The sequence below is a fragment of the Paractinoplanes lichenicola genome (assembly GCF_016785085.1).
Taxonomy (GTDB): Bacteria; Actinomycetota; Actinomycetes; order Mycobacteriales; family Micromonosporaceae; genus Actinoplanes; species Actinoplanes lichenicola.
In genome coordinates, this window is the sequence record NZ_JAENHO010000013.1 from 24,177 (window position 1) to 42,253 (window position 18,077).

An 18,077-nucleotide genomic window follows, 5' to 3' on the forward strand; every position below is an offset into this window, starting at 1 on the left:
ACGCCGAATACACCAGCCGTACGGAGGTCGGCCCGGTCGCCGTGCGTACGCGCATCGGTCTGGTCTTCCAGCGTCCCAACCCGTTCCCGATGTCCATCCTCGACAACGTCGCGTTCGGGCCGCGCACGCTCGGCTTCCACGGTGACCTCGACGAGATCGCCGAGAACGCGCTGCGCCGGGCCGCGCTGTGGGACGAGGTGAAGGACCGCCTGCACAAGAACGCGCTGGGGCTCTCCGGCGGCCAGCAGCAGCGGCTGGTGATCGCGCGGGCCCTGGCGATCGAGCCGGACATCCTGCTCATGGACGAGCCGGCGTCCTCCCTCGACCCGATCAGCACGTCGCGCATCGAGGACCTGATGCACGAGCTCACCCCGGGCGTCACGATCGTGATCGTCACGCACAACCTGCAGCAGGCCGGCCGGGTCGGCGACTACACCGCGTTCCTCAGTTCCGAACCCGACGAGGACGGGGGCATCGTCGGCCGGCTGATCGAGTTCGGCCCGACCGAGAAGATCTTCAGCCGGCCCGACGACAAGCGGACCGAGGACTACGTCACGGGCCGCTTCGGCTGAGCCTTCCGCGCGCCGCCACCGACGTCGGCGCCGGGGATCGATGGGCCGGGCGGATCCACCGCCCGGCCCATCGCCGTCCGCCGTCCGACCGGCTCGGGGCGCAACCCTCGCCGTGGTCCGCCACATTCGCTATCGTGCGTAACGCCCGGCAACAGCCGCCCCCTGGCTATCGGACGACCCAGCACGCGCGAGACCACTCAAGACTCGGCGACCCTGGCCGATCAGAGTCAGGTATGACCGGCGGCAGGCCGGTCAGGACGGAAGGCGGCAGTCGTGACGATGTCCACGGTGCGGCATGTCACCGGTCCGGCCGTGGGACCAGGCTCGAGCGATCCGCAGATCGACCGGCTGCTCGACCTCGCCCGGACCCATCTGGGCATGGAGGTGGCCTGGCTCTCCACGTTCACCGGGGAGGAGCAGGTCATCACGTCGGCCACCGGCCTGACCGCGGCGATGAACGTGACCGTGGGCGAGGGCACCGAGCTGGCTGCCTCGTTCTGCGTCCGGGTGGTCGCCGGCGCACTGCCCGCGGTGATCAGCGACGCCCGCCGGCATCCGGTGACCCGGGAGCTCGCCGTGACCCGGGAACTCAACATCGGCTCGTACGTCGGGGCGCCGTGGCGCGATGCCGAGGGCAACGTCGCGGGCATGCTGTGCTGTCTGAGCCGCACGGCCGATCCCGACCTCGACGCCAATGCCGCCCGGTACGTGAGCATGCTGGCCGATCTGATCAGCGACCACCTGGGCAGCGCGGCCGGCCGGGCCCGCCTGGAGACGCAGCGAGCCGAGGTCGTCGTCCGCGACATTCTGCGCACGCACGCCGTACGGGCGGTGGTGCAGCCCATCGTCCGGCTGACCGACGGCGCCACGGTCGCCTTCGAGGCCCTGTCCCGCTTCGAGCCGACCACCTTCGCCTCCCCCGACCGGGCCTTCGCCACCGCGGCCGTCTGCGGGCTCGGCATCGACCTGGAACTGCTCGCCGTGCGGCGCGCCCTGCAGCTGCGCGACCAGCTGCCCGCCGACATGTGGCTCGGGATCAACCTCTCCCCCGAGGCCGTCTGCACCTCGGCCGCCCGTGATCTGCTGCTGCCCTACGCCGGCCGCCGGATCGGCGTGGAGCTCACCGAGCACACCCCGGTCGGCGACTACGACGAGCTCAACGCCCATCTGCAGCCGTTGCGCGCCGCCGGTGTCGAGCTGGTCATCGACGACGCCGGCGCCGGTTTCGCCAGCCTCCATCACATCCTGCAGCTGCGTCCCGACACCATCAAGCTCGACATCTCGCTGGTCCGGGGCATCGACGACGATCCGGTGCGCCGGGCCCTGGCCCGGTCCATGACCGGCTTCGCCGACGAGATCGGCGCCACCCTGCTCGCCGAGGGCGTCGAGACGGCCGCCGAACGTGACACGCTGCGGGAACTCGGCGTGAAGTACGGGCAGGGTTACCTCTGGGGCAAGCCGCGGGCTCACCCCTTTGCCTAGCCGCCTGCTCCTGGGCCTCGTGGCCGGCACGGCGGCCCTGGTCGCGTTCTACGCGGCCGACGTCGCCGCGCCCGGTGTCCAGGTCGTGGTGGCCTGGGCGGCGGTGGCGGCCATCCACGTCTGCCTGGCCTGGGTCGCCCGCTCGACCGCCCGGATGCCCGGCCTGACGGCACCGGTCCGCCGTTTCTGGCATGCGGTCGCGGCGGCCGGGGTGGTCTACCTCGTCGGCGACATCGCCCAGGTGATCCTGGCCGCCCGTGACCCCACCTCGGCCGCCGCGGTCACCGGCGGCACGGTTCAGGTGGTCGCCCTCGCGCTGGGCAGCGCGGGGCTCATGGTCACGCTGCTCACCGTGCCGCTGGGGTTCGGCTCGCGTCGCGAACGCTCCCGCTTCTGGCTGGACGTGGCCACGGTGATGGTCGCGGCGGTCGTGGTCGGCTGGTATCTGGTGGTCCCCGAGCGTCCCGCGGCGCTGCTCGACATGGCCGCGCCCGTGCTGGCCGGGCCGGTGATCATCCTGCTCTGCGTGTTCGTGGTGGCCAAGCTCGTCATGTCCGGCACCGCCCCGTTCACCCGGCTGTGCGGGCTGATCGGCGCGGGCGGGGCACTGCTCAAGAGCAGCGCGGACGCGCTGGGCCGCGGCGGCCTGGCCGACCACCGGCTGCACTGGTTCCTGGCCTGCACGATCGCCGCGCACGCCCTGCTGGCCATCGCCCTGCAGGTCAACCAGATCCAGCTCGCCGGCCACCCGGAGATGCTGCGGCCGCGCCGGCGCAAGCCGTACAGCCTGCTGCCGTACGGCGCGATCGCGGTCACCTATCTGCTGCTCACCGTCGCGGTCGTGCGGGACCAGCCGGTCACCGTGGCGGTGGCCCTGGCCGGCGCCGCGGTCAGCACGGTGCTGGTGGTGCTGCGCCAGCTCACCGCGTTCCGTGACAACGCCCGCCTGCTCGACGAGCTCGACTCCAAGGTGCAGCAGTTGCACGCGACGCAGGAGGGACTGCACGCCTCGCTGGCCGAACGCGACGCTCTGGCCGCTCAGCTGCGCCACCACGCCTTGCACGACAGCCTGACCGGGCTGCCCAACCGGGTCCTCTACGCCGAACGTCTCGACGCCGCCCTGGCCGCGGGGCGCCCCGCGGTGGCCATGCTGATCGACCTGGACGGTTTCAAGCAGGTCAACGACCAGTACGGTCATGCGGCGGGCGACGACCTGCTGCGCCGGATCGCGGAGCGGCTGCAGGGCTGCCTGCGCGACACCGACACGGTCGCCCGCATCGGCGGCGACGAGTTCGCGGTGCTGCTACTGCCCGAACCGGGTCACGACCTGCACGACGTCGCGGCCCGGATCGTCCGGACGGTGGAGGCGCCCGTCGCGGTCGAGGGCGGCGGCTCGGCCCGGGTGGGCGCGAGCGTGGGTGTCGCCGTGGCCACCCCGCTGACCGTCAGCGGTGACGCTCTGCTCCGCGAGGCCGACCAGGCCATGTACGCGGTCAAGCGGGACGGCAAGAGCGCCTACGCCCTGGCCCCGGCGCGTTGATGTCGCGACGAGACATTAGTGCTACGGTTGATGTCACGTCGCGACATCAGGAGGCTTCGTCATGGTTCAGATCTCCGTAGTCCGCCCCGGCGAGGGTGAGCTCATCGCCAACGGGCCGGCCCAGATCCGCATCCTCGAGGACGGCAGTCACACCGCCCACCGCCTGGGCATCGGCCACATCACCGTTCCCCCGCACACCCCCGGCCCGATCCAGCACCGCCACGCCCAGCACGACGAGGGCTTCTACGTGCTCTCCGGCACCGTGCGGTTCACCGTCGGGCCGGAGATCCGCGACGCCGAACCCGGCACGTGGGTCCTGGTCCCGCCCGGGGCACCGCACACCTTCGCCGCCCTCGGCGACGAGCCGGCGGTCATCCTCTCCACCTTCACCCCGGACCTGTACGTGCAGTACTTCCGCGACCTCAAGAAAATGGTCGAGTCCGGCCGGCCGATGACGGCCGAGACCATGACGCCGCTCTGGTCGCGGTACGCCACCGAGATCTCCGCCGAGCCGGCCCCGAGCCGGGCGACCCAGACGTTCATGGTGGCCGCGACCCTCCGCGCCGACACCGATCTCGACGAGTTCACCGCCGCGCGGGAGGACGAGCACCGGCGGCTGGCGGCGCTGCGCGCGGAGGGCAAGGTCGGCGCTCATCACCTCTCCCCCACCCGCCGGGCGACGTTCCTCGAAGTCATCGCCGCGGACGAGAAGGAGGCGATGGCGACGCTGGAAACCCTCCCGTTCTTCCGGTTCTTCGACGCCGACATCTATCCGACCACGCCTCCGGACGACGCGGAACGGGCCCACCGCACACGCTTATAAGCGATGCGTTCCTAGCGGCACTTGCTGTCGCGGGGGAGCTTGCCGTCGACCAGCCAGGCGGTGCCGACGTTGAGGGCGCACGCGTTGCCGCCGAAGACGTAGACGCCGTGCTGGTTGTCGTCGACGGTGACCAGGCGGGACCGCTGGGCGAAGTCGCGCCGCAGGAGCTGTGCGCCCACCAGCGGCGTGGCCAAGTCCAGGCGGTTCTGCAGGATCAGGATGTTGGCCGGGCCCCTGTCGTTGATCTCGACCTGCGGCTCGGGCGACTTGCGGGACCAGAACGCGCACGGGCTGATGTTGGCCGCGGCCGCGCCGAACATCGGGAACTTCTTGCGGTCCTCGGCGACGTCGCGCTGATACACCGCCACGTCGCTCGGCCAGACGCTGTCGTTACAGGCCACGGCCAGGTACGCCGACAGGAAGTTGGACTGCGCGTGCGGTTGCGCGGCGGCGGCCGTCTCGGTGGCCTGGGCGGGCACGTTCAGCGACTGCCACAACTGGGCCAGGATGCCGTAGGCCGTCTTGTTGAACAGGCTGACATACGTGAACTGCCGGAAGAAGCGCCCGTCGAGACCGGCCACCGGCTGCTCGTCGAGCCGTTCGGCCAGCGCGAAGTAGGTCCGGCGCACGTCCTTCGGGGTCCGGCCCAGCCCGTACGCGTCGTGCCGGTCCGCCGCCCAGCGCGCGAACCCCGGGAACGCCTGCTCCATGCCCAGCCCGTACCGGCGCTGGCTCTCCCGGGTCAAAGCCGTGTCGCCGAGGTTGCTGTCGAGGAGGACCCGGTCGGTGGTGTGCGGGAACATCGACGCGTACGCCGCGCCCAGTGCCGACCCGTACGAGGCGCCGAAGAAGCTGGCCTTCTCCTCGCCCAGGACGCTGCGGATCCGATCGAGGTCGCGCGCCGTGTTGGCCGTCGACATGTGGGCCATCCGGTTGCCGGTGTCGTTGGCCGCGCACTGGTCGGCGACGGCCTTGGCCGCCTTGGCATCCGCGGCGACAGTGGCGGCGTCCTCGGCCCACGGCGGGACGTTGCCGGGATAGTTCTGCTCGACGGTGAACTTGCAGTCGACCGGGCTCGAGTGGCCGACCCCGCGCGGGTCCAGGCCGATCAGGTCGTACGCGTCCAGGACGCTGTTCGGGATCCCCCGATTGACCAGGTCGGACGGCATGGTCAGACCGCTCACCCCCGGCCCGCCCGGGTTGAGCAGCAGCACGCCGCGCCGCTTCGCCGGATTCGCACTGGCGATCCGTGAGATCGTCAGCTCGATCTTCTCCCCCGCCGGCTTCTGATAGTCCAGCGGCACCGTCACGGTCGAGCACTGCATCCCCGGGGCCGCCGCCGCGATCGCCTCGGGGCAGGCGCCCCAGGCGGGCGGGGCGGCGGAGGCGACGGGAGCCGCCCACACGCCCGCGAGGCCGATCGTCACTGTCAGGGCCAGTCCCGGGCCCGCACCATGTCGCTTGGTCTTCACGCAGCCGAGTGGACAGTGTGTTCAGGCCACACAGTCAAACTCCCGGCTTGACCATGTCGGGACAACACGGTCTTCACTGCTCCCTATCGTCTGCTCCCTATCGTCGAAAGGACAGTGCGATGACACCGACTGTGGGCGAAGACCTGCTGCTGCTCCTGTGCCGACCGGCGCCCGTGCTGCCGGCCGCCGGCGAGCACCTGCTCTTCCCCGCCCTGGCCGGCGCCGTCCTGGCCGAGCTGGGCCTCGGCGGTCACGTCCGGACCGTGCCCGGCCGGGGCGGCTCCACCCGGGTCGAGGCGATCGCCGGGTGCCCGCCGGCCGACGACGTCCTGCGGTCGGCCTGGGACCAGCTGACCGGGCGGCCCCGGGAGGCGCAGGCGGTGCTGGCCGTGCTCGGGCCGAGCCTGCGCGTGCTGCTGCTCGACCGGCTCGTCCGGCGGGGCGACCTGCACCGTCCGGCGCGCGGGACGCTCGGCTCGGTCGGCCTGCACGAGCTCGCGGCGCGGGACTCCGGCCACCGCGAGCGCGTGCTTTCCGCCGTACGGGAAACGCTTGTCGGCAAGGCCGGGGCGCCGGACCGGATCGTCGCCGTCGCCGCGCTGTTGTCGGCCTGCGGTCTGCTCCGCTCGTTCGACCCCCGGATCCCCTGGACGCCCGCGGTCGCCGCCCGGGCCGAGCAGCTGGAACGGGACCACTGGGCCGCCCTGGTCGTGGCCGAGGCGGTGGGCCGATCGGTCGCCGTGGCCCTCGCCGCCAACCTGTTCGTCGCGGCCGCCGTCCTGCGTTGACCCCTTGACCCTGTGGTGGGAACAGGGTGTCCAATGGCCGTGTCGAACCGTGTGGCTCAGGAAGGCGCCGACATGGCCTGGAGCACCCGTGAGCTCGCGGATCTGGCGGGCACGACGGTGAACACCATCCGGCACTACCACCGGCTCGGCCTGCTCGAGGAGCCACAGCGCCAGCACAACGGCTACAAGCAGTACGGCGTGCACGACCTCATCAGCCTGCTGCGCGTCCGGCGGCTCGCCGAGCTGGGCGTGCCGCTCTCGCAGATCCGCGCGGCCGGTGAGCAGGGCGAGGTCGGGCCGGAGGTGCTGCGCCGGCTCGACGTCAGCCTCGCGGCCGAGCTCGACCGGCTGCGCCGCGTGCGCTCCGACATCGCCGTCATCCTGCGCGACGGGGCGGCGGCGGACGCGCCGGCCGGCTTCGAGTCGCTCGCGCCACGCCTGTCGGCCTCCGACAACTCGCTGCTCCACGTCGTCAGCCAGCTCTGCGACGACGACGCCCGCAACGATCTGCGGCAGATGGTCGAGGCCGGCGCCGATCCCGTGAACGAGGAGTTCGACGCGCTGGCGCCCGACGCCGGCGAGGCGACCCGGCGGGAGCTGGCCGACCGGCTCGCGCCGACCCTGGCCCGGCACCTGGCCGCCTACCCGTGGCTCAGCGACCCGGCGGGCCGCCTGGTCAAGAGCGAGAGCGTCACCCGGCAGACCTTCGTCGACGCGGTGGTCGAGCTCTACAACGCCGCCCAGCTCGACGTGCTCGTCCGGGCCGGAAAGCTGGCCCGGCAGCAGCTGGGCGCGCTATCGGTCGCGGCCGAGCGCGTCGCGTAGGGCCGCCCTCGAGCTGATGCCGAGCTTGGGGAAGATCCGATACAGGTGGGCCGAGACAGTCCGCGGCGAGAGCAGCAGACGCGCGGCGATCTCCTTGGTGGTCAGGCCCGCGGCGGCCAGCTCCGCGACCTCCCGCTCCTGCGGGGTCAGGGCCTCCCCGGGCCGGCGCTCTCGGCCGGTGGCCCGCAGCTCGCTGGTGGCTCGCCGCACCCACGGGGTGGCGCCGAGCCGTTCGAAGCGGTCGCGGGCCGCGGCGAGCCGGACCCGGGCCTCCGCCTTGAGCGACTGCCGCCGCAGCTGCTCACCGTAGGCCAGCTCGGCCCGGGCGAGCTCGAACGGCCACTGCTCGGCGCCGGGCAGCGCCAGGGCCGCGTCGAAATGGCGGGCCGTCTCGGCCGGGGGCGACGTCAAGGCGGTCATCGCGGCGGTGATCAGCCCGAAGCGCGGCGAGACGCGCGCGGCACCGGTCGCGCGCATCGCCGCCGCGTGCGCGCGCGCCGCGTCGGCCCGGCCGGTGCGCAGCGCCGCCTCGGCCAGGTCGAGCGCCGTCCACAGCGCCTCCAGGTTGAACGGCGGCAGCTCGCCCGGCGCGGTGATGGCCGTCGCGTGGCGATAGGCCGTCTCGAAATCCGAGGCGCCGAGGGCGTCGCGGGCCAGCGCCTGATGAGCCCACCGGGTGAGCCGCCCGAGGCCGCGCGGTCCGGCCCAGTCGAGGAGAATCCGGGACTCGGCGGCGCACGTGGCGGAGTCACCCCGCTGGGCCGCGAGCAGGGCGACGATGTAGCGGCCGATGTGGCTGAACAAGTGATACCCGGTGTCCCGGCCGAGCGAGACGATCTCGGCCGCCGCGGCCTGGGCCGCGCCCCACCGACCGGCGTAGAGGTCGTCCAGCGTGCTCATGACCAGCGACGGGAGGGCGCCGCCGACGGTTCCGCTGTCCCGCGCGTCCTGCACGGCCCGGGTCAGCAGCTGGTGGCAGCCGGGCAGCCGATCCAGGTAGGAGGCGGCCAGCGCGGTCCGGATGATGACGTCGGCGTCGGTCACCTCGGCCAGCCGCGCGAGCTGATCGTCGAGGTCGCGCAGCAGCTCGTCCGGGACGGCGCCGGGGTCCTCCAGGATGCGCACCATCGACACCGGCGAGCTGGCCGAGACCCGCGGGAACGGCGCCACCACCTTCTGCAGCGGCGCCCAGAGCTCGGTGCGGCCCGCCCACAGACAGACGAGCGTCAGGGTGAACAGGGCCGGCGACAGCTCGTCGAGATCGGTGGCGGCCGTGGCGGGCAGCGCACCCAGGGCGGGCAGCGCACCCAGGCGGGCGGCGCACCCAGGGCGGGCAGCGCACCCAAGGGCGGGCAGCGCGGCCAGGGCCTCGACCAGGATGCGATGGGCGGTCGCGACGTCACCCTCGACCATCAGCTCGCGATAGCCCCGGGCGGCGGCCGCGGGCAGGGACAGCCCCGCCTCCGCGGTCGCCCGCAGGTCACGCATCAGCTGGTGGGACAGCTCGAGGTGACCGGCGACCGAGGCCCCGATGTACGCGGCGTGGGCCAGCCGCCGGTCCCCCACCGCCCGGTCGGGGCTGAGCCGGGCGGCCCGCCGCAGCCGGTCCATCGCCCCCAGCACGTCGCCGCGGCGCAGGGTGAGCCGGGCCCAGTCCTCGACGAGCTGAGCGACCCGCTCGTCGGGCACCGCGATGGCCATCGACAGGTGATCGGCATGGCGTTCGGGCCGGTCGATCAGCGCCTCGGCCAGCCGGCGATGGGCCGCCCGGCGCTGCTCCGAGGTGGCGCCCTCGACCACCGCCGACCGGACCAGCGGATGCCGGAACAGCACGGCGCGCCCGTCCACCGTGACCTGGACCAGCAGGTCGCGTTCGGCGGCGCCCAAGGCGTCCAGGGCGTCCGAGCCGGCTGCGGCCTCGAGCACCCCGAGGTCGCCGGAGCCTTCCAGGGCGGCCAGCAGGAGCAAGTCGCGGGTCTCGGCCGGCAGGCGCGCGACGCGGGCGGCGTAGAGGGCCCGCACGTCCCTGGCCGGGCCGACGCCGGGCACAGTGTCGCGCATCGCCCCCGACACCCCGGCCAGGGCGCCGAACTCCAGCAGCGCCAGCGGGTTGCCCTGCGCCTGGTGCACGACGGTCGCGGTCGCGCGGCGGGGCAGTTCGGCGAAGCGCTCGGCCAGCAACCGGGTGGCCGCCGCGTCGGGCAGCGGCAGCACGCGCAGCTCGGGCAGGTCGAGACCGTGCGAGCCGGCGGTTCCGCTGCGGACGGCCGCGAGCACCCCGATGCGCCGCCCCGCCGCGCGCCGGGCGACGAAGCTGAGCACCGACCGGCTGGGCCGGTCCAGCGCGTGCAGATCGTCGACGACGAGCAGCAGCGGGCGGTCGCGGGCGGCCAGGGTGAACAGCGAGAGGGCGCCGTGCAGGACGGCCATCTCGGCCGGCGTGGGGCCGGCGCCGAAGCCGAGCGCGACCTCGAGCGCGCACCGCGACGGCTCCGGCAGGGCGGCCAGCTCGGCCGCGAGCGGGCCGACCAGCTGGTGCAGGCCCGCGAAGCCGATCTCGGTCTCGTATTCGACGCCGCCGCCGCGGACGACCCGCCGGCCCAGGGCCGCGGCCCGCTCGGCGGCCAGGTCGAGAAGCGCCGTCTTTCCGATGCCCGGCTCCCCCGCCAGCAGCATCGCGGCGCCGTCCTCGGCGGCCTCCGCCAGGAAGGCGCCCAGGGCGGCGAGCTCGCCGGCCCGTCCGACCAGGCCGCGCTCGTCGACGTCCACACCCGATTAGAAACCGTGTTCCTGGAACAGGGTCAAGCGAGCGTGTCGTTCCCCGTTCGCGCGGCGGGCCGGTCCGCGCCGCCGGGACGCTTGGCGCCCCGGTCGCCGCGCTCCTGCAGCGCGTCGGCCATCAGGAGCGCGAGCGCGGCGGCGCACCAGCCGGACGGGGCCGGGCGGCCGGCCGGCTCGGTGGGCGTCGATGTCATGGCTTCCCCCAGAAAGGTCCGTGAGTCGTTCCCTTGAGGCTGGCCCGGCCGCGCCTCGGTTGAATCGGTCAAATTGCTGCTCACACTCCCGCCACATCCAGCGACTTCTCGCGGAACTGCTGGGCGATCACACCCCTCATCACGCGTTTCGCGAGGGGGTTGCGCAGCAGGGACAGGGTGACGGTGCGGGCCGTACGGTCGCGCCGGGTCTGCGGCACGAACATCACCAGGTCCTTGTGGGCCGTCGTCTGCACGGCGCCGATGAAGGGCCGCAGCTTCTGCTCCCACTCCCGCAGCGCCCGGGCCGGGGCGCCGGGGTTGCGCTGCAGCGTGGTGCCCAGCAGGTCGGCGCCCGCGAGCGCGCTGCTGGCGCCCATGCCGGAATAGAGGGTGAGGCACCAGGCGGCATCGCCGAGCAGCACGACCCGGCCGGTGTGCCAGGACGGCATCCTGACCTGATAGGCGGCGTCGAACAGCACGTCGTCGGCCGCCTCGAACTGCTGCACCAGATCCTCCAGCACGGGCCCCAGCGGCTCGGGGCCGAACGCCCGGCGGATCGACTCGGGCGCGGGCCGGCCGAACTCGGCCTGCTCGTCGGTCGTTCGGTAGTTGAACAGCACGCCCGGCTGGTGGTTGGCGAACGGGAAGACCCAGGCCGACCGCCCCGGCTCGGCCAGCACAAAGCCGTCACCGGAGCGAAAGCCGGCCACCGGACGCTGCAGGATGGTCGCGCCGATCATGTGGTGGAACGGCCGGAGGAAGTCCTCGTCCGGGCCGAACTGCAGGCGCCGGACCGTGGACCGCAGGCCGTCGGCGCCGACGACGAGATCGAACCGCTCGGTGACCTCGGTGTCGCCGGCCGCGGTCGTGGTTCTGAGGGTCACGTCCACGCCGTCGGCATGCTCGTCGAGGCCGACCGGCGTGGTGCCGTAGCGGATCCCGGCCCACGAGGAGACCGCGTCGAACAGGGACGACTCGACGTCGCCGCGCAGCACGAGCCGGGGCGCGCCGGGCAGGTCGCCGTGCCCCATCCCGGGTCGGCGCCGCCCGGAGCGGTCGATGTCGAAGTTGCGGGTGTCGTCGCCCAGGCGGTTGCCGATGGCGTCGAGCACGCCGAGCCTCTCGGCCGCGGCCCGGCCCGTGCCGAAGAGCGCGATGAAATAGCCGGGCGAGCGGCGTGCGGCGGCCCGTTCCACGATCACGGTCTCCCAGCCGATGTCGTGCAGGCGCAGTGCCGTGGCCAGTCCCCCGATCCCGGTGCCGACGATCAGAGCGCGGTGCGTGGTCATGTCCGTTCCCCCGCGGATAGGTTATTGACCAGAATGCTATCACGGTCAAAAACATGCTTCGATAGCATGCGCGGTGACGAAAGAGGAGGTCGCGAGGTGGCGCGTCCGACGCAGGACCGGACCGAGGTGATCCTGACCGCGGCCCGGGCGCAGTTCCGCGCGGTCGGCGCCGAGGGTGCCACGGTCGACGACATCGCGGCCCGGGCCGGCGTGGGCAAAGGGACGGTCTTCCTCTACTGGCCCTCGAAGGCGCGGCTGTACGAGGCGGTGGTCGGCCTCGAGGTGGCCCAGACGCTCGCCTCCCTGACCACCGGCCTGCGGCGGAACGAGCTGCGGCTCAGCCTGGGCACCATCGCCCGGCACGAGATCGCCGCCAGCCTCGGCCGCCCGTCGACGGCGCCGCTGCTGGTCGACCAGTTGACGGAGGTTCCGGCCCTGGCCACCGCCCCGCGCCGGGCGCTCCGCCGGATCATCGAGGTCCTGCGGTCGTACGGGCTGGTGGTTGACCTCGATGCCGGCGACATCATCGCCGGCATGGAGGTGGCCATGACGGGGGCGCTGGTGCGGGGGCTCGGCGAGCCGCAGCAACGCGACACGATCCTGACGGCGCTGGACCACCTCGTGTCGTCCGCTTACGACCGGCCCGGCGCCGCCGCCGACGCCGCGATCCCCGAGGCACTCGAGGCCCTGGAGGACGCGATCGACGCCATCGTCGCCGCCGCCGCCCCCGACCGCCCCACAACGGCCCGGCTCCGGCCGCACGAACGCCCGGCTTAGTTCCCGGTTTGACCGTGTGCTGTGGACACGGTTTTCAATGCATCAGTGCAGCCGACCAGCTCGAAACGACCCGCGAGGACTGCGATGTCCTGCGTCCGCTCCATCAGCGTGCTACTCGTGACCGGATTGGCGCTGACCCAATACGCGTGCGGCTCGGGGAGCTCGACGGACGTCGCAGCCACAACGCCGGCGCCGGCGTCGACGTCGGTCGCGGCCACGGCCACGGCCAGCCCTGAGCCCACCGCCACTGCTACGTCGGGCAACAGCGACTACGGCCCGATTCTGAGCGGCCGGCGACAGGTCGTCATCCGGCCGGCGGGCGGCCCCGAAGGCGTCCTGGCGGTCGACGGGCAGGGCCGGCTCAACCTCACCGACGGGCCGTCCGACTTCACGCTGTTCGTCTTCGCGCCGGTCCGCGACGGGCTCCACCAGATCCGTACGGCCAAGGCCGGCGCCGGCGGCGAGCCGTCCTGCATGGGTGTCAAGAACAACGGCGCCGACCCGTTGACCGTCGTGGCGGCCGCCTGCGACACCCGACGCGACGGGCAGTTGTTCCGCGTCCGCAAGGCGCCCGAGGCCGAGGCGGACGGCTACGGCATCAGCAACCAGGGCGCCTACCTGCAGATCACCCCCGAACGCGGCCTGATCGCCGAGGAACTGGCCGACGCCCCGCTGCGCACCGTCTACACGTTCGTCGACAACGGCCCGGCGCCGGCGCGACCCGGCAGCTGACTGTCTCGACCCCCGAAGGACATCGCCGATGAGCCAGACATCGCTTCTCACGCTCGACCGCTACCTCATCGCGACCGACCGCGCGGTTGCCGACAAGGCGGCCCTGCCGGAACTGCTGGACTTGTTCGATCCGGACGCCGTGGTGCAGCTGGACGGGACCCCGATCCGCGGGGCCGCGGCCATCCGCGAGCTCTACCAGGGGTTCATCACCTTCCACACCGCGATCAAGCACTACTGGAACTCCAGGGTGCTGCCCGACGGCCGGGAGACGATGGACTGGGTGTGCGCGGCCCGCACGATCGACGGCGCGGTCATCACCGTCGCCGGCATCGAACACGCGACCCTCGGCCCGGACGGCCGCATGGTCGAGCTGCACAACACCTTCACCCGCCGGGCGGGCTGACCGATGACCACGATGCTCAAGCAGAGCTGGTTGCTGACCCCGGGCGAGCCCCGCAACGGGCCGTCGGTTCCGGCCGGCGTGGAATACCACCGGGTGCTGGCGGGCGGCAAACGCCGGATCGGGCGCGGCCTCCTCGCGATCTTCCTGCTGCTGGCCGGGCTCGTCGTCTTCCCGACGGTCATCGGCCGGGCGGCCGCGCTGATCGACGAGCAGAGGGGCCTGACCCCGCCGATCCTGGGCGGCACCGACTACACGCCGCTCTACCACGCCGCCTCGATGGCCTCGCTCGCCCTGCTCATCCCGTGGAGCATGCTGATTCAGCGGTGGCTGTACGGCGTACCCGGGGCGTCTTTGCACTCCGTGACGTCGCGGTTCCGCTTCGACCTGCTCGGCAAGTCGCTGCTGGTCTTCGGTCCGGTCTGGCTGGTCGTCAACCTCCTCGGAGCGCTCCAGCCCGGCGAGGAGTCGCCGTGGTCACAGACCGACCTCGTCGCCATCTTCATCGCCACGATGCTGCTGACCCCGCTGCAATCGGCGGGCGAGGAGTACGGCGTACGGGGGCTGATCTTCCGCGTCATCGGAAGCTGGACCCGCAGCCCGCGAGCCGGGCTGATCGCCGGGGTGCTGGTCTCGAGCATCCTGTTCACCGCCGTCCACGGCTCGACAGATCCGTACATCATCGTCTGGTATTTCGTGCTCTGGACGGGGCTGGCCGTCATCACGTGGCGCACCGGCGGGCTGGAGATCGCGGTCATGCTCCACGCCGTGCTCAACACGTTCACCTTCCTCCTGGCCACCGCCCTGCGAGTCGACCTCGGCGGCGCGACGGCGGACCGTTCGGCCGGAGCCGGCTCGCCGTACCAGCTCATCCCCACCCTCACGGTCATCGTCATCACCGCCGTCGTCTGGTGGTGCACCCGCAAGTCAGGACCGGCTCTGACCGCGGACCGGCGTCTCGAGCAGATGGAGAACTAGGTGGACGTGTGGAACGGAGCCGTCCGGCATCGGCCCGCGGCTGTGGTGCGGCCCGCAACCGCCGAGCAGGTAGCGCGGGCCGTCGTCGAACGGGGCGAGCTGGCGCTGTCGGTGCGGTCGGGCGGGCACGACCCCGCCGGCCGGTCGGTCCGCGACGGCGGGCTCGTGCTGGACATCCGCGGCCTGAGCAGGATCGAGGTCGACGGTCGCATCGTCGAGACCGACGAGACCCATGAGCCGGAGCTGCTCTGGGCGATCCGGGGCGGCGGCGGCAACTTCGGTGTCGTCACCGAGCTGCGGGTCCGGCTGCATCCCGTCGTGCGGCTCACCGCCGGCATCCTCTTCTTCGCCTGGGAGGAGGCCGAGCAGCTGTTCCCGCTGCTGGCGAGCTACATGCATGCCGCGCCGGAGGCCCTCACCACCCAGCTCGGCGTCTTCACCTCACCGGCCGGGAAGCCGGGACTGTTCGCCCTGCCCGTCTGGTGCGGCGACCCGGCGGAGGGCCGGGCCGAGGTCGACAAGTTCGCGGGTCTGGGCACATTGACGTCGAATCAGGTCACCGACATGGGTTACGCCGACCTGATGACCTTTTACGAGACGCTGACCCCGGCCGGCCGGCAGGTCGCCATGCGGACCCGCACCGTCCCGGACATCACCCCGGACGTCGCACGCGCCCTGGTGCACGCGGGCGACACCCTGACCACCCCGATGTCCGGCATCCCGATCAACCAGCTCCGCGGGCCGTCCACAAAGGTTGATTCGGCGGCGACGGCTTTCGCCTACCGGACCCCGCACTTCGTGGCCGAGATCGCCGCGGTGTGGACGCCCGGCCTTCCCGGCGAGCATGCCGCGTGGGCCCGCGACGTGTCGGCCGCCCTCGAGCCGCACTCGCTGCCGGGCGGCTACGTCAACCTCATCGGGCCGGACGACCAGGACCAGGCCGACGCCGCCTACGGTCCGGGCACCGACCGCCTGCTCATCGCGAAGCAGACGTACGACCCGGCCAACGTGTTCTCCGCGACCTCCCTGCCCCGGCGCTGAACGGCGACGCCTGACGCTCAGGCCCACAGAAGAAAGAAGAAAGCACATGTCAGATTTCGACATCCTGGACTTCTACCGCCGCTATGTCGACGTGATCAACGCGCATCAGTGGGACCGCGTCGGGGAGTTCCTGGACGACACCGTTCTCGCCCACGGGGAGACCGTGACGCGTGAGCAGGGGATCGCCAACTTCGAGAGCATCACCGACGCCATTCCCGACCTCGAGGTGGAGGTCGTGCGAACGGTCGTCAGCGGCGACACCGTCGGCACTCACGCCATCCACCGCGGCACCCCGGTCAAGGAGTGGCTCGGGGTGGCGCCGAACGGCAAGTCCATCGAGGTCCACGAGATCACGACGTACCGGGTTCGGGACGGCAAGTTCGTTCAGATGTCGAACGTGTGGGACCTCGACGCCCTTCGGGAGCAGCTGTCGAGGGGCTAGCGGGGAGTGGAGAAGTCTTGGGTGCCGATCACGCGGAGGAGTTCGAGGGCGCGGTAGACCGGTGAGTCCGGCTCGGCCGTGAACAGGACCACTTGCTGGTCGCGGTCGGGCAGCGTGAGGATCTCGAAGTCGAGTTCCAGCCGGCCGACCGCCGGGTGGTCGATCACCTGCCGGCTGTGATGCTCGATGTGCAGCTCCTGCTCGTGCCAGAGCCGGGCGAACTCGGTGCTGGCGGCGAGCAGGTCCCGGATCAGGTCGCGGATCTCGTCGTTGTGCGGATAGCGGGTCGCGGCCACGCGGAGGTAGCTGACCGCGGCCCGGGCGAACTGCGGCGAGGGGCCCATGCCGTAGCCCCGCCGGGACGGGTCGGGATGCAGGAAGAACCGGCGTACGAGATTCCGGTCGCCCGAGCCCAGCGCGGAGAAGTCCTCGAACAGCGCCGCCGCCAGCGGGTTCCAGGCCAGCACGTTGCAGGCGCCGTTGATCACCACGACGCCGGCGTCGTTCATGCGGTCGAGCAGCCGCAGGGTGCCGGCCGGCACGTCCTCGGCGGGCCCGTCGCTGGTGCGGCTCTCGGTCTGCCCGGCCAGCCGGAACAAGTGTTCCTGTTCCTGCCCGGAGAGCCGCAGCGCGCGGGCGATCCCGTTCAGCACCGCCCGCGACGGATGCCGGCCGCGGCCCTGCTCCAGGCGGCTGTAGTGGTCGACCGAGATCATCGCCAGCTGGGCGACTTCCTCCCGGCGCAGCCCCGGCGTACGGCGGCGGCTGCCCACGGGCAGGCCCACGTCCTCGGGCCTGACCCGCTCCCGGCGGCCGCGAAGAAACGCCGCCAGCGCCTGCTTGTCCATGGCCCGAGGCTACGTGCGGGTGAGCGGCTCAGCCATGGACTACCGGTCTCTGGTTACCGGAATCCGGGGCCGCCACGGTTGCGGCATGAGCGAATCAGTGCTGGTCACCGGGGGATCCGGTTTTGTGGCGGGCTACGTCGTACGGGAACTTCTCGGCCGGGGCTACCGCGTGCGGGCCACGCTGCGGAGCTTGCGGCGGGCTGATGCCGTACGGGGGAAGGTGGGGGTTGACGGGGATCTATCGTTCGTCGCCGCGGATCTGCTGAGCGACGACGGCTGGGACGCGGCAACCGAAGGCATGACGTACGTCGTGCACACCGCCTCACCGATGCCGGTCGGCGAGCATCGCGGGCAGGACATCACCACCCCGGCCCGCCACGGCACCCGCCGGGTCCTGCAGGCGGCACGGCGCGCCGGGGTGCGGCGGGTGGTGGTGACCTCGTCGACGGCGGCCGCGATGCCCGCCGTACCGGGGGCTCCGGCCGACGAGAGGACCTGGACCGACCTGCCCGACCAGCGCCGCTACGCCTACCCGCGGGCGAAGACGCTGGCCGAGCGGGACGCGTGGCGCCTGATCCGCGAGTGGCCGGACGGACCGGAGCTGACCACCGTGCTGCCCGCGAACATCCAGGGGCCCGCGCTCGACGAGGACCTCTCCCCCTCGGTGGGGCTGATCCGGCTGATGCTGAGCGGCAAGATGCCGGTGCTCCCGCGCATGGGCTACCCGATCGTCGACGTACGGGATCTGGCCGTTCTGCACGCCGAGGCCATGACCGCCCCCGCCGCGGCCGGGCAACGGTTCATCGCGGCCGGCGAGTTCCTCTGGTTCCGCGAGATCGCGGCCATCCTGCGCGACCGGCTGGGCCCCGCCGCGGCGAAGGTCTCACTCCGGCAACTCCCGAACTGGGTCGTCCGCGCCGCCGCGCCGTTCAACGCCGAGATGGACCAGCTGGCCCCGAGCCTGGGCGTGCGCAGCAACCTGAGCTCCGCCCACGCCGAGAAGCTGCTCGGCTGGCGCACCCGCCCGGCCGCCGAGTCGGTGACCGACACCGCACACAGCCTGCTCGAGCTCGGCCTGGTCTGACCAGTCGGT

General features: G+C 72.5%; 17 protein-coding genes and 1 pseudogene. 13 read left to right on the top strand and 5 right to left on the bottom strand.

Annotated elements, in window-relative coordinates; all coding sequences use genetic code 11:
- Window positions 1–23 precede the first annotated feature (23 nt).
- The 4 genes and pseudogenes from JKJ07_RS37780 to JKJ07_RS37795 all read left to right on the top strand — a co-directional run.
- A pseudogene (locus JKJ07_RS37780) lies at window positions 24–572 on the top strand (phosphate ABC transporter ATP-binding protein); the annotation flags it as partial.
- A gap of 279 nt (window positions 573–851) precedes the next feature.
- Complete coding sequence (locus JKJ07_RS37785) at window positions 852–2,054, top strand: sensor domain-containing phosphodiesterase (RefSeq protein ID WP_236030616.1); 1,203 nt, start codon at window positions 852–854, stop codon at window positions 2,052–2,054.
- Window positions 2,047–3,594 (top strand): GGDEF domain-containing protein, encoded by a 1,548-nt coding sequence (locus JKJ07_RS37790; protein ID WP_202996802.1) that lies wholly within the window; start codon window positions 2,047–2,049, stop codon window positions 3,592–3,594. The genes JKJ07_RS37785 and JKJ07_RS37790 overlap by 8 nt, the downstream gene beginning before the upstream one ends.
- A 61-nt stretch (window positions 3,595–3,655) precedes the next feature.
- Window positions 3,656–4,417, top strand: coding sequence for a muconolactone Delta-isomerase family protein (locus JKJ07_RS37795; RefSeq protein ID WP_202996803.1), 762 nt, complete (start codon window positions 3,656–3,658; stop codon window positions 4,415–4,417).
- 11 nt (window positions 4,418–4,428) lie between these two features.
- Here JKJ07_RS37795 and JKJ07_RS37800 read toward each other — a convergent pair whose 3' ends face one another.
- Window positions 4,429–5,889, bottom strand: a complete 1,461-nt coding sequence (locus JKJ07_RS37800) for an alpha/beta hydrolase (protein ID WP_202996804.1) — start codon at window positions 5,887–5,889, stop codon at window positions 4,429–4,431.
- 119 nt (window positions 5,890–6,008) lie between these two features.
- On the opposite strand from JKJ07_RS37800, the gene JKJ07_RS37805 reads away from it, so the two are divergent.
- Window positions 6,009–6,677, top strand: coding sequence for a GOLPH3/VPS74 family protein (locus JKJ07_RS37805; RefSeq protein WP_202996805.1), 669 nt, complete (start codon window positions 6,009–6,011; stop codon window positions 6,675–6,677).
- A gap of 39 nt (window positions 6,678–6,716) precedes the next feature.
- A complete protein-coding gene (locus JKJ07_RS37810) occupies window positions 6,717–7,502 on the top strand; it encodes a MerR family transcriptional regulator (protein WP_202996806.1) in 786 nt (261 codons plus the stop codon).
- Here the strand turns inward: JKJ07_RS37810 and JKJ07_RS37815 are convergent.
- The 3 genes from JKJ07_RS37815 to JKJ07_RS37825 form a co-directional block, all read right to left on the bottom strand.
- On the bottom strand, window positions 7,473–10,271 hold the full coding sequence (locus JKJ07_RS37815; RefSeq protein WP_202996807.1) for a helix-turn-helix transcriptional regulator: 2,799 nt from the start codon (window positions 10,269–10,271) through the stop codon (window positions 7,473–7,475). The two genes, JKJ07_RS37810 and JKJ07_RS37815, sit on opposite strands and share 30 nt — an antisense overlap.
- A gap of 32 nt (window positions 10,272–10,303) precedes the next feature.
- Window positions 10,304–10,477, bottom strand: a complete 174-nt coding sequence (locus tag JKJ07_RS37820) for a hypothetical protein (RefSeq protein WP_202996808.1) — start codon at window positions 10,475–10,477, stop codon at window positions 10,304–10,306.
- Between the two features lie 80 nt (window positions 10,478–10,557).
- Window positions 10,558–11,766, bottom strand: coding sequence for an FAD-dependent monooxygenase (locus JKJ07_RS37825; RefSeq protein ID WP_202996809.1), 1,209 nt, complete (start codon window positions 11,764–11,766; stop codon window positions 10,558–10,560).
- A 96-nt stretch (window positions 11,767–11,862) separates the two neighbouring features.
- On the opposite strand from JKJ07_RS37825, the gene JKJ07_RS37830 reads away from it, so the two are divergent.
- The 6 genes from JKJ07_RS37830 to JKJ07_RS37855 all read left to right on the top strand — a co-directional run bounded on the left by JKJ07_RS37830 (window position 11,863) and on the right by JKJ07_RS37855 (window position 16,136).
- Window positions 11,863–12,543 (top strand): TetR/AcrR family transcriptional regulator, encoded by a 681-nt coding sequence (locus tag JKJ07_RS37830; RefSeq protein ID WP_202996810.1) that lies wholly within the window; start codon window positions 11,863–11,865, stop codon window positions 12,541–12,543.
- Window positions 12,544–12,660: 117 nt separating this feature from the next.
- A complete protein-coding gene (locus JKJ07_RS37835; RefSeq protein WP_202996811.1) occupies window positions 12,661–13,275 on the top strand; it encodes a hypothetical protein in 615 nt (204 codons plus the stop codon).
- Between the two features lie 28 nt (window positions 13,276–13,303).
- Window positions 13,304–13,678, top strand: a complete 375-nt coding sequence (locus JKJ07_RS37840; RefSeq protein WP_202996812.1) for a nuclear transport factor 2 family protein — start codon at window positions 13,304–13,306, stop codon at window positions 13,676–13,678.
- Window positions 13,679–13,681: 3 nt separating this feature from the next.
- Window positions 13,682–14,653 carry a CPBP family intramembrane glutamic endopeptidase gene (locus JKJ07_RS37845; RefSeq protein ID WP_202996813.1) on the top strand — a complete coding sequence of 324 codons (972 nt, stop codon included), beginning with the start codon at window positions 13,682–13,684 and terminating at the stop codon, window positions 14,651–14,653.
- Window positions 14,654–15,694 carry an FAD-binding oxidoreductase gene (locus JKJ07_RS52015; protein WP_202996814.1) on the top strand — a complete coding sequence of 347 codons (1,041 nt, stop codon included), beginning with the start codon at window positions 14,654–14,656 and terminating at the stop codon, window positions 15,692–15,694.
- Between the two features lie 46 nt (window positions 15,695–15,740).
- Window positions 15,741–16,136 (top strand): ester cyclase, encoded by a 396-nt coding sequence (locus JKJ07_RS37855; RefSeq protein WP_202996815.1) that lies wholly within the window; start codon window positions 15,741–15,743, stop codon window positions 16,134–16,136.
- Here JKJ07_RS37855 and JKJ07_RS37860 read toward each other — a convergent pair.
- Window positions 16,133–16,984 (bottom strand): helix-turn-helix transcriptional regulator, encoded by an 852-nt coding sequence (locus tag JKJ07_RS37860; protein ID WP_202996816.1) that lies wholly within the window; start codon window positions 16,982–16,984, stop codon window positions 16,133–16,135. The genes JKJ07_RS37855 and JKJ07_RS37860 overlap by 4 nt on opposite strands.
- Window positions 16,985–17,069: 85 nt before the next feature.
- Between JKJ07_RS37860 and JKJ07_RS37865 the strand changes: the two genes are divergently transcribed.
- Window positions 17,070–18,068 carry an NAD-dependent epimerase/dehydratase family protein gene (locus tag JKJ07_RS37865; protein WP_202996817.1) on the top strand — a complete coding sequence of 333 codons (999 nt, stop codon included), beginning with the start codon at window positions 17,070–17,072 and terminating at the stop codon, window positions 18,066–18,068.
- Window positions 18,069–18,077: the final 9 nt, after the last annotated feature.

Bases quoted from the DNA above. Each gene is read 5' to 3' on its own strand.
- JKJ07_RS37785 (WP_236030616.1), top strand. From the start codon at position 852: ATGTCCACGGTGCGGCATGTCACCGGTCCGGCCGTGGGACCAGGCTCG.
- JKJ07_RS37795 (WP_202996803.1), top strand. From the start codon at position 3,656: ATGGTTCAGATCTCCGTAGTCCGCCCCGGCGAGGGTGAGCTCATCGCC.
- JKJ07_RS37805 (WP_202996805.1), top strand. From the start codon at position 6,009: ATGACACCGACTGTGGGCGAAGACCTGCTGCTGCTCCTGTGCCGACCG.
- JKJ07_RS37820 (WP_202996808.1), bottom strand. From the start codon at position 10,477: ATGACATCGACGCCCACCGAGCCGGCCGGCCGCCCGGCCCCGTCCGGC.
- JKJ07_RS37825 (WP_202996809.1), bottom strand. From the start codon at position 11,766: ATGACCACGCACCGCGCTCTGATCGTCGGCACCGGGATCGGGGGACTG.
- JKJ07_RS37840 (WP_202996812.1), top strand. From the start codon at position 13,304: ATGAGCCAGACATCGCTTCTCACGCTCGACCGCTACCTCATCGCGACC.
- JKJ07_RS37845 (WP_202996813.1), top strand. From the start codon at position 13,682: ATGACCACGATGCTCAAGCAGAGCTGGTTGCTGACCCCGGGCGAGCCC.
- JKJ07_RS37855 (WP_202996815.1), top strand. From the start codon at position 15,741: ATGTCAGATTTCGACATCCTGGACTTCTACCGCCGCTATGTCGACGTG.
- JKJ07_RS37860 (WP_202996816.1), bottom strand. From the start codon at position 16,984: ATGGACAAGCAGGCGCTGGCGGCGTTTCTTCGCGGCCGCCGGGAGCGG.
- JKJ07_RS37865 (WP_202996817.1), top strand. From the start codon at position 17,070: ATGAGCGAATCAGTGCTGGTCACCGGGGGATCCGGTTTTGTGGCGGGC.